General features: G+C 65.5%; 14 protein-coding genes. 2 read left to right on the top strand and 12 right to left on the bottom strand.

Going from position 1 to position 15,599, the window contains the following annotated elements; all coding sequences use genetic code 11:
- Positions 1 to 4: 4 nt before the first annotated feature.
- The 7 genes from QJ043_RS04820 to QJ043_RS04790 all read right to left on the bottom strand — a co-directional run bounded on the left by QJ043_RS04820 (position 5) and on the right by QJ043_RS04790 (position 7,720).
- On the bottom strand, positions 5 to 1,072 hold the full coding sequence (locus QJ043_RS04820; protein ID WP_283714083.1) for a DUF7601 domain-containing protein: 1,068 nt from the start codon (positions 1,070 to 1,072) through the stop codon (positions 5 to 7).
- A 104-nt stretch (positions 1,073 to 1,176) separates the two neighbouring features.
- The gene (lepB, locus tag QJ043_RS04815; protein ID WP_283714082.1) at positions 1,177 to 1,650 is read right to left on the bottom strand and encodes a signal peptidase I; all 474 of its coding nucleotides are present in this window, start codon (positions 1,648 to 1,650) and stop codon (positions 1,177 to 1,179) included.
- An 83-nt stretch (positions 1,651 to 1,733) separates the two neighbouring features.
- Positions 1,734 to 1,931, bottom strand: a complete 198-nt coding sequence (locus QJ043_RS04810; protein WP_283714081.1) for a hypothetical protein — start codon at positions 1,929 to 1,931, stop codon at positions 1,734 to 1,736.
- A gap of 117 nt (positions 1,932 to 2,048) precedes the next feature.
- Positions 2,049 to 3,962: a vWA domain-containing protein gene (locus tag QJ043_RS04805; RefSeq protein ID WP_283722749.1), complete on the bottom strand. Its 1,914-nt coding sequence runs from the start codon at positions 3,960 to 3,962 to the stop codon at positions 2,049 to 2,051.
- Between the two features lie 510 nt (positions 3,963 to 4,472).
- Positions 4,473 to 5,573 (bottom strand): glycoside hydrolase family 5 protein, encoded by a 1,101-nt coding sequence (locus QJ043_RS04800; RefSeq protein WP_283722747.1) that lies wholly within the window; start codon positions 5,571 to 5,573, stop codon positions 4,473 to 4,475.
- Between the two features lie 81 nt (positions 5,574 to 5,654).
- Positions 5,655 to 6,908 (bottom strand): RNA-binding domain-containing protein, encoded by a 1,254-nt coding sequence (locus tag QJ043_RS04795; protein ID WP_283713528.1) that lies wholly within the window; start codon positions 6,906 to 6,908, stop codon positions 5,655 to 5,657.
- 302 nt (positions 6,909 to 7,210) lie between these two features.
- Positions 7,211 to 7,720 carry a flavin reductase family protein gene (locus tag QJ043_RS04790; RefSeq protein ID WP_283713529.1) on the bottom strand — a complete coding sequence of 170 codons (510 nt, stop codon included), beginning with the start codon at positions 7,718 to 7,720 and terminating at the stop codon, positions 7,211 to 7,213.
- A 146-nt stretch (positions 7,721 to 7,866) separates the two neighbouring features.
- Here QJ043_RS04790 and QJ043_RS04785 point away from each other — a divergent pair, with 146 nt between their 5' ends.
- Positions 7,867 to 8,175, top strand: coding sequence for a YhbY family RNA-binding protein (locus QJ043_RS04785; protein ID WP_283713530.1), 309 nt, complete (start codon positions 7,867 to 7,869; stop codon positions 8,173 to 8,175).
- A gap of 494 nt (positions 8,176 to 8,669) precedes the next feature.
- On the top strand, positions 8,670 to 9,707 hold the full coding sequence (locus QJ043_RS04780; RefSeq protein ID WP_283713531.1) for a hypothetical protein: 1,038 nt from the start codon (positions 8,670 to 8,672) through the stop codon (positions 9,705 to 9,707).
- A 52-nt stretch (positions 9,708 to 9,759) separates the two neighbouring features.
- Here the strand turns inward: QJ043_RS04780 and smpB are convergent, their stop codons facing one another.
- The 5 genes from smpB to ftsE all read right to left on the bottom strand — a co-directional run bounded on the left by smpB (position 9,760) and on the right by ftsE (position 15,547).
- Positions 9,760 to 10,242 carry an SsrA-binding protein SmpB gene (smpB, locus tag QJ043_RS04775; RefSeq protein ID WP_283713532.1) on the bottom strand — a complete coding sequence of 161 codons (483 nt, stop codon included), beginning with the start codon at positions 10,240 to 10,242 and terminating at the stop codon, positions 9,760 to 9,762.
- Positions 10,242 to 11,105 carry a tetratricopeptide repeat protein gene (locus QJ043_RS04770; protein WP_283713533.1) on the bottom strand — a complete coding sequence of 288 codons (864 nt, stop codon included), beginning with the start codon at positions 11,103 to 11,105 and terminating at the stop codon, positions 10,242 to 10,244. Before QJ043_RS04770 ends, smpB begins: the two co-directional genes overlap by 1 nt.
- Positions 11,106 to 11,285: 180 nt before the next feature.
- Positions 11,286 to 13,340: a ribonuclease R gene (gene rnr, locus QJ043_RS04765; protein ID WP_283713534.1), complete on the bottom strand. Its 2,055-nt coding sequence runs from the start codon at positions 13,338 to 13,340 to the stop codon at positions 11,286 to 11,288.
- A 328-nt stretch (positions 13,341 to 13,668) separates the two neighbouring features.
- Entirely contained in the window at positions 13,669 to 14,595 is a 927-nt protein-coding gene (gene ftsX, locus QJ043_RS04760) for a permease-like cell division protein FtsX (RefSeq protein WP_283713535.1), read from the bottom strand.
- Positions 14,582 to 15,547, bottom strand: coding sequence for a cell division ATP-binding protein FtsE (gene ftsE / locus QJ043_RS04755; RefSeq protein WP_283713536.1), 966 nt, complete (start codon positions 15,545 to 15,547; stop codon positions 14,582 to 14,584). The genes ftsX and ftsE overlap by 14 nt, the downstream gene beginning before the upstream one ends.
- Positions 15,548 to 15,599 lie beyond the last annotated feature (52 nt).

The following is a 15,599-nucleotide window of genomic DNA, read 5'->3' as shown; positions in this document are numbered from 1 at the left end:
TCGTTTAGAAGTTGTCCGCGTCCTTCTTGTGGCGACGGGAGATCACGAGGGCGCCAACGCCAGCACCAGCAGCAGCGAGACCGCCGATGTAGGGCAGGAAGGTGACGGCGAGGCCGGTGATCGTGGTCGCGGTCTTGGTGTTGGTCACGGTGACGGTGTCGGTCTCGCCGTTGGCGAGGTTACCGTCGAAGCCAGTGGCCGTGACCTTGTAGCCGTCCGCGCCTTCGGTCTCCTTCATGTCCGCCGTGATGTCGACGGAGCCCTCCTTGATGGTGTAGGTGGCGCCATCGGGCAGGTTGTTGATGGTCACGTTCTCGTCGTGATGCAGGTCAATAGAAACGGTGGCCGACCCGTTGGCGTCAGCCGTGAACGTGGTGGTCTCGCCGCCATTGGTGTAGCTGTAGGTCGCGTTGGGCTCGAGGCCGGTCAGCGTCACCGTGAACGAGAACTCCTTGGCGGTGTCGGCCTGGTTGCCGTCCACCTTCTTGGTGAGCGAGAGGACCGCGTTGTCCACGGCGGTGTTCACGAACGTGCCGCCATTCTCGTCCTGCTTGTTGTCGGAGGGGTCGGAGACCGTGATGCCCTGGACCTTCACAGTCTTGGCGACAGGGTCGTCGTACACGACCTGCACCTTCACGACGTAGGAAGCGTTCGCCGTGTTGTAGCTGTAGTTCTTGTTGGTGGTCGGGTTCTCGGTCAGCGTGAAGCTGTAGACGCCCGGGGTCGCGAAGTCCACGTTGGCGAACGCGCTCGCGAACGACACGGTGCCTGCAGGGGCCGTCGTGCCGGCGGCAGCTGCAAGCGTCACCGGGACGGTGCCGTTCACGGCGAGCGCGTTCCCGTTGTAGGTCACGGACCCGGCAATGGTGCCGACGGTGTCGGTGACGCCCGTGTACGTGAGCGTGAAGTCCTGGCTCGTCACCTTGTGGAGCTCTGCGGGCATCTGGGTCCAGCTCTTGGTGAGCAGGTTGCCCGTGCTATCGACCGTCACCGCCAGCGCGCTCACCGGCATCGCGAACAGCGTCGCGCTCATCGCCAGCGCCGCGATGGTCTTCTTCGCATCAAACTTCATTCGTGGCCTCCTTGTGACCGTGTGTCGCGGTGGGGCAACCCGCGAGTCTGCTTTCTCTCAAACGGGAGCCCCGTCCCGCTCCCGCCTGGCGCCCTGCCAGGCGTCTATATCTCTCGACGCCGTAGCAGGGTGATGACCTTGCCTTGGACGTCGTCGATGCCAACCGTTCCGAACTCGCGGCTGTCCTCGGCCGCGGTCCTTCCGTCGCCCAGCACGAAGTACTGGTCGTGGCCCACCGTCACCGGGTACGAGGGGCCATCGTGTGCGGGCATCGTCGGCTGCCCGTAAAGCGTGTCCTGGATGTAGCCGTTGATCTTCAGCTGGCCGTCCTCCGTGACCTCCACGCGATCCCCGGGCACCGCGACGATGCGACCTGTGAGGAGACGCCCGTCGTGCTCGTACACCACGAGGTCCCGGGCCGCGAGCTCCCTGTCCAACCGGTAGAAGAGGGCCAGGTCGCCGTCCCCCGCCGTCGGCCTCATCCCGTTTCCCTCCACCTGGGCGAAGCCGAACACCCACGTGAAAGCCCCGACAAGCACGGCGACCAGCACCGCGAGCTTGAGAAGCGCCCCGCGCACCGTGTGCCACGCGCTGGCGCGCTCCTTGCGCTCGGCGATCGTCGTCTGCGTTGGCTCCTTGCGCCCCGCGACGACGTCGCCGCTCAGAACCCTCGCTGGCCGCTCTGTGCGGACGCGAGGTCCCGTTGCAGCAGCGCGATCGTCTGGTCGCGCTCCTGGAGCAGGGCCTGGTAGCGGGCCTCCTGCTCCTGGTACAACGAGCGGTACATCTCGTCGATTCGCCCCACCTTGGTCCACACGTCCGGCTCGCTGACACCCCAGAGGCTGCGTCGGAACTTCATCGTTCGAAGTTTCTCCGCGATGGATTGGAGGGAGGTGCCGGGGCCGACGTCGCGCGCCGCCAGATGCAGCTGCGACTGGGGGATGGACCGGGGCTCGCGTTTCTTCTTCAGCGATCTCTACTCCTCCCTGCTTCGCGCGAAGGCATGGGCCCCCGCAGCGCCGGCGCCTGCTAGAGCAACGGTCATGAGGACCATGAAGGGTGTGGTGTTGTCGGAGTAGCCGACGATGGGAGCGGCCTCGGAGGTGTTCACATACGCGACCGTGACCGCCTTGGAGCTGTTCGGGATGGTGGCCTCGGTAGAGAAAGCCAGCTTGTTGTCGCCAGCATCCGAGCCCTTGACCTCGGACCCGTTGATGGCCGTGGTCATGCCCGTGACGTTGTCGCGAACCTCGGACACCGCATGAGCGCCCGGCATCAGGCCGTTAATCGTGACGGTCTCTCCGTGCTTGAGCTGGAAGGACAGCTTTTCGTTCTCCACCTTTTGCTCGACGTTGTTCACGTAGTAGGTGCCGTTCGGCACGTCCACCGTGAAGTTGAACGACTCGTTCACGTTGCCCATGTTGCCAGCAACGGTCTTGGAGATGACGAGCTTGGTCTTCGGAACGGGCACGGTGGGGATCTCGTACGAATCGCTGCCGGGGGCTTCCGTGGACGAGCCGCCCGTTGTCTCCTGGAGCACGGTGTAATCCACCTGGGTGCCGTCTGCGTTGGTGGGCAGCTCAAGGGAGTCGCCGTCGCTCTTCGCCGCCTCTTGGTAGGCCTCGGGCTTGAGCTTCACTTTGAACTCGATGGCGTATTTCGCCCCGTCTTCGAGCTTGCCCACCGACGAGAGGTCCCACTTCACGTGGCCGCTTGCGTCGATGTTTGCTTTCGGTGCGTCCGCCCACGGCTCGTCGTTCTTGTAGTACGTGAAACCGCTATTCACCATCTCTTGGGCGGGCAACTCGTACTCCACCCACTGGCTTAGAACGTCGGTGATGACGACGTCCTTGTAGCTCGCGGAGTTTGTGATCTCCTGAGCGATGTTGGCGAGAGCGGCGTTGAGGGAGTCGGCGTTCGTGCCGTCATAAACCTCTTTCTCGTCGAACGTCTTTGTCACACGGTTGCTGAACTCCTTCATATCGTCGGCGGCGTCTGCTCCGTTGTAAATCGAATAGAGGGCCTTCACGTTGGCGGGCAGGCCATTCGCGGCCGCAACGGCGGCGTCAAGATTCTTGCCGTCGTTGTCGTCACTGCCTGAACCGGCGACTACGCCATTGGCATTGAGGCGGAACGTTGGCTTACCGTCCGAGAGGAAGATGACGTAGGCCGGCGTCTCGAGATGCTGACCCGCGAGCTGGCCCGCTTTACGAAGAGCCGCGTCCCAGTTGGTGCCGCCCTCGGCGCTCATGTTGTTCACTGCCGTATCGAACCCAGTGGTGTTCCCTTTGCTAAAAGGACCACTCACGGTGCCGACATTGGTGTCGAAGGGGATGAGGGTCACTTTCACGTTGTCCTGGGCGAGAAGGGTGTTACCCATGGTGCGAAGAGCCCCTTTGGCGACGTCCATACGCGTGGTGCCGACCGCGCGATAGACGTCCCCTGTGTAAAGCTGGCCGGTATCCTTGACGGTGAAGGTGAATACGTAGTTGGGATTCCAGAAGGATCCCGTGTTTTCTCTGCGAACATCCAGCTCCACGTAGTTGCCGTCCACCAGGCCATAGGCAGTGGATCCGACGTACGGACCGAAGTACCGATTGTAGCTACTCGGATCCACAAGGCTATAGCTCGTGATGCCACTTAGCACCTCCCCCATCGACCCCGACGTGTCCACCACCACGTACACGTTGGCGCCCTGGCTTGTGGTCGAGGTCTCGGACGCGCCGGTCACGTCAAGACGGATGGTCACGGTGCCGTCCTCGTTGAGTTGCGCGGTCTTGGTATGGGCGGGAGCCGAGAGCGCTGCCCACGCCGGCGTCGCCGCCACCAGCAACGCCACCCCGAGGCACGCGACCACTAGAGCGAGGGCAGCCTTGAATCGTTTAGCCATGTCTCCGCCTTCTCTGTGTGCCGTTAAGCACGTTTAGGGTTCAAATCATTCCGGCGCGCAGAGGCCCCGTCGCCTAGCGGCCGGGGACCCTCCTCCCGAGCGGGTAACACGCACTAAATCTATACCGCTGCGCGGATGGCTTGTCAATCCCAGAGTGGATCTTGATCTATTGCGTATATCAAAGTCTGCAACTGCAGATAACAGCTCGAAAATCCCAGCTAACACCGGTTTCTTTGAGTGCCTCATTAGTGGCGTGTTGTCAGTTGGCAACACTCACGTAGTCACTCTCACGACACCATGTGCTGCGCCGCAGCTCCAAGGTTCGCGATTCTAAAGAAAGGGCGGCTCCGAGAGCCGCCCTCGTAGGTGCCCATTTGTGTTTCGGCAACTTTCGTGCGGTTGCCGTTATCAATCTCCCTCACTTATGCGGGTTTTTGGGTTCACCGCAGGCATCTTCATGAATTCTTGGAAATCGATGCCGCGCGATCGCAAATGGCAGGACGCCCGTCGCTATTTCCCTTGCCTCGCGCGGTACTGCTCGCGAACCCAGCGGCCGGAGTCGCTCAGCTGGTCCGGCGCCCAGTCGCTCGTCACGCCGGATCCCGCCGCGACCAGGTCCGCCGTCTCGTCCTTGTCGGCCAGCGCCCACACGATGTAGCTCACGTCATGCTCGTCCAAGAAGTCGAGCCATGCCTGGGACTCCTCGTAGTCGTTGGCCCCATCGCCCGACGCGTCGCACATCCCGAACTCGCTCACGATCACTGGCGGCTTGGCGTTGAGCGCCTCCTCCACGCGGTCGCGCAGCCACTGCCCGTGGCTCGCGGCGTAGAAGTGCACCGCGTACAGCAGGTTCTCGAAGCCAAGCGGCGCGGCCTGGGCGTCGTCGATGTCCTGGCTCCACGTGGGCGTGCCCACGATGACCACGGCGTCCGGCGCGTTGGCGCGGATCGTCGGAATCACGGCGTTCGCGTAGTCGGTGACGTGCTCCCAGCTGGTGTCGCCGTTGGGCTCGTTGCAGACCTCATAGAGCACGTTGGGCGACCCGGCGAACTCGGCGCTCATCTCGGCGAAGAACTCGATGGCCGCGTCCTGGTGCACCTGCGGGTCCTGCTCGCCCAGCACGTGCCAGTCGATGACCACGTACATGCCCAGGTGCTGCGCGTAGGCCACGCCGTTTTTGACCAGCTGTTTGAGCTGGCCTTGATCGCCGCCGGTGCAGTAGCCGCCCTCCTCGTCGGGATAGAGGGAGAGACGCACGCAGTTGGCTGACCAGTCGTCGCGCAGGGTCCGGAAGCCGGCCTCGGACACGAACTGCGGAAACCACGAGAGCCCGTGCGTGGAGACGCCCCGCAGCTGGAACGCCGCACCGAACGCGTCCACCAGCTGGCCGTCACGCACGGAAAGCGCGCCGTGCTGCTCCACAGGGGTCGACTCCCCGCCGACCGTCTCCAGTGCCGTCGCGTTATCCGACGTCACGGCCTCGGCGCTTTGGTCGGAGTCGTCAGCGATGCCCTCGTCGCCCTGGGCCGCGGTGTCGGCGCTCGCGCAACCGCCCAGCGTGAAAAAGAGGGCCGCCCCGAGCGACCCCTGCATGAACGACCGCCTGTTCATCGCGCCCCCTTTCCGTGCGTGTAGGAAAGAGCTTAGTGGTCTCTGAGCCACACAGCCAAAAGGCACGGGACTGTGGCCGACTCACCCCACGAGACGATAACGCGTCGACGGCCCTGCTCCGAGACGCTCCACCACGCCGGCCGCAATCGCGTCGTTGAGCTTGCGCACCGTCTGGGTGCGGCTCAAGCCGAGCGCTTCTTGCACCTGATCGCGCGACGCGTCAGGAACCGTGTCCAAGTAGCCCAGTATGTCGTCGGGCCGCTCAGCCGATGCAGCTCCGGCAAACGGCAATGTGATTCTGAGAGAGGACTCGCCCACCTCAAAGGACGGCTGGGCTCGACGACCGGCGTAGGCTTCCTTGATGCGACGGATTCCCGTGCCATAGAGTTCAATCCACCCCAAGCGAGCGAAAACGCCAGCAATCAAAGGATTGCGCTGGATTGACACGAAGCCGTTCAGGTACGAGTCCACGGAAAGCTCCGGAGGAAGACCGCCCGGCGACACCATCTCGACGCGATCCGGGAAAAACGCGACGGAAAGGGGCGCCGGCACGTCCCACTCGCGGTGCACGAGGCCGTTGGCCACGGCCTCGCGGAATGCCAGCTCCGGCACGTCCTCTACCAGCACACGGTCGCTGCCCCGCAGCTCTTCGTGCTGCCCGTAGCGCCGATAGAAGCCCAGAGCCCGCTCATAGGTCTCAACAGCCGAGACTCCGGCCACGCGCTCCGTGTCGAGAATCTGGTTGAGCTCGCCCCCGAATCGCAGGAGATTGGCGCCTGGCAGAGAGCTTTCGTCCGCCAGGACGGCCGCCGCATTGTTGTAGCACCCGTCCCGGTAAAGCCCAAGCGTCTTGAGCGTGTCCATATCAAAGCGGTTCACCTGGGTACGGCCAAGAAAGCGCTCCCCCAGCTGAGTGAACCTGAGGTCCTGGTTGGCCGCTGGCAGCTCTTCGTAGGCTCGATGCTGCCCGGCCAAGAGCAGTCGACGCAGTTCAAAGTCCGTCACCGGCACCGTTGCCGCGTCCGCGCGCTTGTATGCCTTGGAGTGATAGAGATAGGGCTTCTCGGTTCCAGCCCGCACGGTCAGCCACACGACTGGAACCCCTTGGAGTTCTTTGGTCTCCAGCGAATACTCGGGGCGTGGGCTCAGCGAGTCGTTGATCGCGTTCTCAATATCCAAACGCAGCTGAACCGGGTCCTCGAGACCTACCGGCACGCCGTCGTCAGTCACGCCGAACAACACCCGGCCGCCCTCTTGATTGGCGAAAGCGCTCACGGTCTTGAGGAACGACCGGCTGTACGACTGCTTGCACTCCAAGTCGCGGGATTCTGGCATGGCGCCTCCTCGGTTCTCGAGGCGTTATTGGTACGATAGGAATATCGTACCAAATCGGTTATTCGTTCGTACCACATCGATTGGTACGATTCGCTTTCTTTGAACGTGACCCGCATACCGCCGGGCTCAAAGAACTAAAAGAGCTAAAAGAACTCAATGGAGCAAAAACTCCTCAAGGAACAGACCTGACACACGGTGCAGGCGAAAGCCACAGCGAAAGACCCGGGCGCCGCAACGTCCGGGTCAGCGTGAGACAAGTGCTCCGGAGTACGTGGGCACCGTAGAGTAAGAACGATTGCGCCCTACTCCGCCACGTAGCTCGAGGCTTTGGGCGGCGTCTTGCCCTTGAGAACGCCGTGGTAGTAGGCGTAGGTGAGGGGCTTCTCCTTGGAGAGGTGCTCGGTCTCGGTCACCTCGCCCACAAAGAGCAGGTGCGTCCCCACGTCGACGGTCTGCGCCACCGCGCAGCCGAGCATGCCGCAGGCGTGCTCCGGGGTCCACGGGTCGCCGAACTGGTCGCGCCGGCACTCGATGCCCTCGAACTTCTTGAAGTCGTTGGAGTTGCGGAACCCGAAGCGGCCGATGAAGGGCATGTCGCTGGTCTCGTCGAGCATCGTGAGCGCGAAGTGGCCGCTCTCGACGATGCGCTGGCACGTGACGTTGTCCTTGTTGAGGGCGACCATCACCTGGATGGGGCTGCTCGTCACCTGCGTCGCCGTGTTGATGATGCAGCCGGCGTCGCCGTCCTCGGATGCCGACGACACGATGTACAGGCCGTAACTGAGGGTAAAGAGGACGGTGGGATCGACCATGGGGTTCCTCGATTCCGTAAGGGCCGGCATCCGCGCCGCCGGGCCAGTTTTGCCCCGTTGCCTGCGGTATTGACGTGAGTGCCACGTTGGCAATGGGGTACCTTTAATCCCCGTTTGTACCCGGAACCGCAAGAGGAAGCAAGCACATGTCTCAGCCACAGCTCACCGGTCGACAGGTCCGTCAGCTCCGCTCGCTCGCGCATCATCTGACGGTGACGGTGCGCATTGGCAAAGAGGGCATCACGCCCAGCCTGGTGTCGCAGACGAGCGCGTGCCTCGAGGCGCACGAGCTGGTGAAGTGCTCGGTGCTGGAGAGCGCCGACCTCCAGACCCGCGACGCCGCGAACGAGCTGGCCGATCGTTGCGACGCGGCCGTGGTGCAGGTGATCGGGCACCGCTTCGCGCTCTATCGCGAGAGCCGCAAGGAGGGCATCGAGCACATCCCCCTGGATTAGCGGGGCGCGGCGCCGGATGGCGGGCACGCGTTTGGGTTGTGATCGCAATGGGAAAGCGCGGAACGGGCGCCGATTGGGTTGTGATTGCAATGCAAACGCAAGTTGGTTGCGGTTGTGATGCGTTTACCTGCGGTTTTGTCGGCGGCGTGGATGCTGCGGAAGTTTGCGTTGTGATTGCAAACCCATCCGGCCGTTTAGCTTGCGAATACAAGCCCATCGGGCAGTTGCGTTTGCAATCGCAAGCCAATCCGGCGGTTTCGCTGGCGAATACAAACGCAACTCGTATGTCGACCCATCTATAGAAATCATAGGGATCTCGACATCGTCGCCGAGCCTGCTTTTCGCCCCGCTAGCTGCGGGGTCAGGTTTCTCCTCGCCGAGTCTTGCCCGCGTTTGGTCAGATTAGTGTCAGCTTTGGGCCAGGGGCCCTTGGTAGCCTGCGCGCACGTTTCCCAACGGGCGGCTCCACGTCGCCCTGTGCGCTGGAGGTGCTCATGCTGATTCTCGCGGGCGTTTCTCGGTACCTGGTCGAGGCTTCGCACGTCCCGCTCCGCCGCGTGACGGACAGCGCCGAATGCCAGGCGGTGCTGCGCGCCTCGGCCATGGGCGACAAGGCCGCACGACAGGTGCTGGCCTGTGAGGCGCTCGCCGCCGCCGTGCCGCACGCCAAGGAACTCGCCGCCGGCAACGAGCCGTGCGCCGTGACCTTTGTGGTGGACTGCCCCCGAAAGGTGCATCGGAGCGCAGGATGCTCGGTCTCCGTGTGGTCCGCCCCGCTGCCCGCCGACCATCTCTGGGAGGTGGTGCTGGACCGGACAGAGCCGCTGCACGGCCAACTCTTTGTGGTGGGGGCGGGCCCGGAGGCGGTGCTTCGGGCGCGACACCTGGGCGTGGGTCAAGCGGCCGCGCTGCTCACGTCGCTCTACGGCACCTATCGATGGGACCCCACAGACGAGAAGCGCGGCGTTCGCTACGACCAATCCCCCGCGTTGACGCCCGACCGGCTCGCCGAGCTGCTCGACGCGCTGCCGCCACGTACGCGCGGCGTGCGCTGTCTGCGTCGCGCCATGCCGCTCGCGTTCGAGAACAGCGCGTCCCCAGCCGAGACCAAGCTGACCGTTCTCCTGTCCACGCCGATGGGGCTGGGCGGCTTTGGTCACAAGCGCCCGACAGTGAACGACCCGATGGAACTGAGCGACGACGCACTCACGTTGGTTCACGGACGCAGGGCTCTGCGATGGGACGACCGCTACGCCGGGGACCGGCTGTCGCTTGAATACCAAGGAGTCGCGGACCACGACAACGAGGCCGCACTGCTCGCGGATGCGGACAAGCAGCTGGCGTCGGCTGCGATGGACATCGAGACGTGGCCTGTCACCAAGCGCACGGTTCAGGACTTTGCGAGTGTGGAGGCATTCTCCCGCACGCTGGCGAAGCGCTTGGGCGAACGGCTCCCGAACGCCACGGCCGAGGAGCGCGCCCGCCAGCAGGAGCTGTACCGGTGGCTGTATCGGCGCCCTTGGGTGTGGTGAGGGGCGCTTCTCGGCGCGTTTCGATCACGGTCGCCACGCAAACGCGCTGGGCTTAGGCCCAGCCGCGGGCGCGGTTGTTGCGCTCCTTGAGTTCCTTCGCCAGGGCTCGGTCCGAGTCGCGCTTGGCTATGTCCTGGCGCTTGTCGTAGGCCTTTTTGCCGTGGGCGAGCGCGATGCAGAGCTTCGCGCGGTTGTGCTCGTCAAAGTAGAGCTCGAGCGGCACGATGGCCGCGCCCTTGTCCTTGACCTTGGACCCGAGGTACTCGATCTGGCGCTTGTGCAGGAGCAGGCGCCGCTTGCGGTCGGGGTCCGAGTTCCAGCGGTTGCCGTGGCTGTAGGGCGGGATGTGCATGCCGTGCAGCCAGGCCTGGCCGTCGCGAATCAACACGAAGGCGTCGGTGATCTGCGCCGCGCGCTCGCGGAGGCTGCGCACCTCGGTGCCCTTGAGCTCGATGCCCGCCTCGAACGTCTCGTCGATGAAGTACTCGTGGCGCGCCGAGCGGTTCTTGGAGATGGTCTTCTTCTCGCGGTGCATCACTGGCCGTCCTTCTCGGGGGCGCCCGGGGCGTCGCCGTCAGCCTCGCGAATCAGAGCAATGAGCGCCTTGCACGCCGCCTCGCCCACGAGGTCACGAGCCTGCAGCGTGAGCGCCGTGGCCAGTTTGCGCTCGCCAGCGGCCGCCGCGTCCGTCGCGCACATGAGCAGGCACACGGCGATCTCGGCGTTGGCGCCCTCGGGGATGCCCTCCCCTTCCACCAACTGGCCGGCCTCCTCGTAGGTGAGGGCGTCGGGGTCCGACTCCGTGCCCTTGGCCGCGCCCACCTCCTGCTCGAGCAGCGCGTCGGCCACCTCCAGGCGCTGCGCGCACTTGAGGCACGCCGCCGCGAGCTTGGGCTGCCCCGACTGGCCGAAGTACCGGGCGAAGTTCACATAGGCGCGCACGAGGTGCGCGGGGTCGCTCGCGCGCTGGAACACCGAGTACGAGAGGCCGAGCCACTCCTGCAAGTTGCCGTCCACGCGATAGAGCTCGGCCAGGTCCAGGCGGTGCGCGCAGTCCATGGGGTTCCAGCGGACGGCCTGCTTCATGGCCTCGCGGGCGCGGTCGTAGTCGCCGGTGTGGACGTAGGCGTACGCGAGGTCGCCGTAGAGCCGGTCGAGGGGCTCGCCCACGTCCTCGAGACGGCGCGGGTCGCGCTCGACACGGCGGTAGGCCAGCCGGTCGTAGATGGTGGGGAAGCTGAAGTACTGGACCTCCTCGGTGGTGGGGCAGTTGCGGTCCACGTACTCCTCGGCATCGGCGGCCAGCGCCGCAAGGGACTCGGCGGCCTTCTCGGCCTCGCCGGTAGCGAGCAGGGCCTCGGCGGCCGCGAGGTCGCTCGTCATCTGATCAAGGTCCATGGAACTCCTTAGTTTGCTTGGACTCACAGCCTACCGCAGCGCGCGGACGCTTGCGTCAAAGCCGATCGTCCACGGTTGGACGCTTCGCTCAGAGCCAACTGTCCAACCGTGGACAAATGGCTCTCTCTCAAGCGTCCAGGCGTGGACAAATGGCTCTCTCCGAAGCGTCCAGGGTCGGGGTCAGAGGGTGAAGTCGATGTGCCCCTTCGGGATGTCCACACCGTGCACCCTCACCGTGAGCGGGTCGCCGAGACGGTACACGTCGTGCGACTCCTCGCTCGTGAGGGTCAGGCGCTTCTCGTCGTACTCGAACCACTCGTCGCCGAGCGCGCGCACCGGCACAAGCCCCTCGGCGCCGGTGTCCGCGAGCCGCACGAACAGCCCGAAGCGCTCACAACCAATGACGACGCCCTCGGCCTCTTCCCCGATCTTGCCGGCGTACAGCTCCGCCATCTTGACGGCCTGCGCGTCCCACTCGGCGCCGGACGCGCGACGCTCGCCCTCGCTGCACTGGCTGCACAGCACGGACAGGGTGCGGTCCAGCTCTTTCTGCTCCTTGGAGTGCAATCGGTTGCGCAAGCACGCCTTGAGCGTGCGGTGCACGAGCACGTCCGGATACCGGCGAATGGGGCTCGTGAAGTGGCAGTAGGCCTTGGCGCCGAGCGCGTAGTGGCCCTCGTTGTCGGGCAGGTACACGGCCTTTTGCATCGCGCGCACGAGCAGCGTCGAGACGAGCAGCTCGTAGCGGGTGCCCTCCGCCCGCTGCAGCACGGCCTCGATGGCATGCGGGTCGCCCGCCACCACCTGGTCCGCCTGCGCCGGCGTGACCAGGTCGAACTCCTTGAGCACCGGCACCACAGCGGCCAGGTCCTCGGCGCTCGGCTGCGGGTGCACACGATAGGCCGTCTTGATGTCGCGGCTCGCGAGCAGCCCCGCCACGCACTCGTTGGCGAGCAGCATTGCCTCCTCCACGAGCCCCGTTGCCCGCGTGCGTGTGCGGACGGTCACGCCCACCGGCGCGCCCTTCTCGTCCAGCTCGACCTTGCTCTCCTCGGAGTCGAAGTCGATGGCCCCGCGACGCTCGCGTACGCGGCGGCGCAGCTCGGCCAGCTCGTCGGCGGCCTCGAGCGACTGTCCCAGGGTCACGGCCAGCGCACCCGTGGGCGCCTCGGCCGCGCCCACGTGGGCGGCGAGCCCCTCCGCCAGCACGGCGGCCTTCTCGGAGGTCGGCGCCTCAAGGAAGCGGTCCACGGCGTCGTAGTCCATGCGGGCCCGGGAGCGGATCGCGGCGACGCACGGCTCGGCGTCCTTGACCACGCCCTTGGAGTCCACTGCGATCCTGACCACCATGGCCAGCCGATCCTCGTTGGGGTTGAGCGAGCACACGCCGCAGGAGAGCTCCTCCGGCAGCATGGGGATCACGCGGTCCGGCAAGTAGCAGCTGCAGGTGCGTTGTTTGGCCTCGTTGTCGAGGGCGCTGTCCTGCGGCACGTAGTGGGTGACGTCGGCGATGGCCACCGTGAGCTCGTAGCCCGCGTCGGTGCGCTGGACGCAGATGGCGTCGTCGAAGTCGCGAGCGGTGGCCGGGTCCACCGTCATCAACGGCAGGTCGCGGAGGTCGCGGCGCCAGGGCTCGGACGCGAGCGTCTCCGCAACGTCGAGCCGCACCGCCCGTGCCTCTTCTTGGGCACGTTCCGGGAAGCTGACGGGCAGGTCGTGGTTGGCGATGACCCGCTCGATGGCGACGTCCACGTCCTCGGGAGAGCCCACGCGCTCCGTGAGCGTCACGACGCCGGCCTCGCCGCGCGCCGGATAGGTGAGGATCTTCGCGACCACGACGTCGCCGCTCCTCACGTCGAGGCGCTGGGCGCTCGTGTCGTCCGGCAGCACAAAGAAGTCGTGGCGGATGCGCTCGTCGAGCGGCCGAACGGCGCCAAGGGGCTCGATGAGCTCGTACACGCCGAGGAAGCTCGTGACGGCACGCTCGATCACGTGCTGCACGCGGGCCAGACGCTCGCCGCGGTGCGGGCGCCCGAGCGTGACGCCCACCTTGTCGCCGTTCATGGCCTCGCGGAGGCCGCCGCGCGCCACAGGGAACGTGCCCTCGGCCGTGACCACCTCGGCCACACCCGGCCGCGCGACCTTGACGGCCCCGATCAGCGCGCCATGCTCACGGGGTCGCGTCTTGGGCGGGCGACGACGGCGGGCGCTGGGGCGCTTCTTGGCTGCGGACATAGGGTTCCCTTCTCACGGCGTTCCGCAGGATTCTTCCCAATGAACGCGAGAGCCCGCTCTCCAGCTGCCCCGCATCGCAGGTTTCGCGCGAGCGGGGCGATAAGGGGTAAACCGTTGCGCATCTTGCCCCGCTTCGTGCCTTTCTTGGCATTCTGGAGCTGTGGATGCCGAGAACTGCGTGATAGGGGGTAAACCGTTGCCCTACTTGCCCCGGAGAGCGCTCCGCGCGCGAACCGCCCGATTCGGGGCGCCCTTCCCTACAAAAAAGCGGGGCAGAGCGTCGGTTCGCGACGCTCTGCCCCACAAAACGCGGTTCTCGGAGAGGTCGTTAGACCTTGAGGTACCGGCGCATGGCGATGGCGGAGCCAAGCAGGCCGATGAGCACGCCCACCACCAGCAGGAGGCCGTAGGTCGCGGCCACCACCGTCGGGTCGAGGCTGACGGCCAGGAACTGCAGGCTCTCCTCGATCTTCGGCAGCAGGAACGAGATGCCCAGCTGCAGCGCGCCGATGGCGAGCAGCGCGCCGATCAGCGCCTCGAGCGCGCCCTCCATCACGAAGGGCCCGCGGATGAAGCCGTTGCTCGCGCCCACCAGGCGCATGATCGCGATCTCGCGACGGCGCGCGGAGATGGCGAGGCGGATCGTGTTGTTGATGAACACGAAGGCCACGAAGGTGAGCAGGATCACGAGCACGATGGCGATGATGCGCACGTAATTGGTGACCGAGAACAGCCGCTCGACGGTCTCCTGGCCGTACTGCACCGAGGCGGCGGGGTTGTCCGGGTCGTCGCAGACGGCCTTGAAGTCGGCGTCGGCGATGAGCTTGTCGGCCACGGTCGAGACCTGCTGCGGGTCGGTGAGCTTGATCACGAGCGACGCCGGCACCGGGTTCTGGCCGTCGAGGGCGTCGACGGCGGCCGCGGCGTTCTTGTTGCTCATCGTGTTGCGGTACTCGTCCAAGGCCTCGTCCTTGGACTTGTAGGTGACCGACTCAACGTCGCCCCAGCCCTGGATCGCCTTTTGAAGGGCGTCGACGTTCTCCTGGTTGGCGTCGTCGGAGAGGAAGGCCTGGATCGTGACCTTGTCCTCGACGGAGCCCACCATGTTGGTGAGGACCGAGCTGCCAAGCATGAACAGGCCGATGATGAACAGCGACAGGAAGATGGTGACCACGGCACCGAGGGCCGTGGACCAGTTGCGGCGGAAGTGATGCCCCGCCTCGCGGAGCGAATAGCCAAAGTTAGAGGGCGCCATAGTAGCCGTAGCCTCCCTTCTCTTGGTCGCGGACCACGTGGCCGGCCTCGAGCGCGATCACGCGCTTGCGCATGGAGTCGACCATCTCGCGGTCGTGGGTGGCCATGAGCACTGTGGTGCCGGAGCGGTTGATGCGCTCGAGCAGTTTCATGATGCCGAAGGAGATGGCCGGGTCCAGGTTGCCGGTGGGCTCGTCGCAGATGAGCAGCGGCGGGCGGTTCACCATGGCGCGGGCCACGCTCACGCGCTGCTGCTCGCCGCCGGAGAGCTGGTCGGGGTACATGTCCATCTTCTCCTGCAGGCCGACCAGGCGGAGCACCTCGGGCACCTGCGCCTTGATCACCGAGCGCGGCTTGCCGATGCACTCGAGGGTGAAGGCGACGTTCTCGTAGGTGGTCTTGTCCGGCAGCAGCTTGAAGTCCTGGAACACGCAGCCGATCTGGCGGCGGAGGTACGGGACCTTGTAGTTGCGCATCGTCGAGAGGTCCTGGCCGGCCACCATCACGGTGCCGCTCGTCGCCTTGAGCTCGCGGGTCAGCAGCTTGAGGAACGTGGACTTGCCCGAGCCGGAATGGCCGACGAGGAACACGAACTCGCCGGGGTAGACCTCGAGCGACACGTCCTCGAGGGCCGGCTTGTTGGGCTGGGCCGGATAGATCTTCGTGACGTTCTTCATCGCGATCGTGGGCTTGCCCTGGCGGTTGACCGCAGGGGCGCTCTCGTCGCGCAGCGGGGCGAACACGCTCGTGTAGCCCTGTTGGGTGGAGGGGTCGAAATCGTCCGCCGAGACAGGCGTCGTCTCGCGAATCGTGGCCGTCTGGACCTTGACGGGCTCCAGCTCGGGCTGGTCGTCGGGGTCCTGCGGCGTTGCCTGCGCCTGCGGCGTGGTCGCCGGGGCGTTCGGCTCCTCCGCGGCGCCCGCGTCACGCGGGCTGCGGAAATGGTTGGCCACTCATGCTCCTTTTGTCGTGCGTTTGGGTCCGTCTGCGCGCAGAGCCTCTACG

It is taken from the genome of Kribbibacterium absianum (assembly GCF_030067705.1).
GTDB classification, from domain to species: Bacteria; Actinomycetota; Coriobacteriia; order Coriobacteriales; family Atopobiaceae; genus Kribbibacterium; species Kribbibacterium absianum.
The sequence above is the reverse complement of the archived record's forward strand: the minus strand, read 5'-3'. Positions and strand labels throughout refer to the sequence as shown.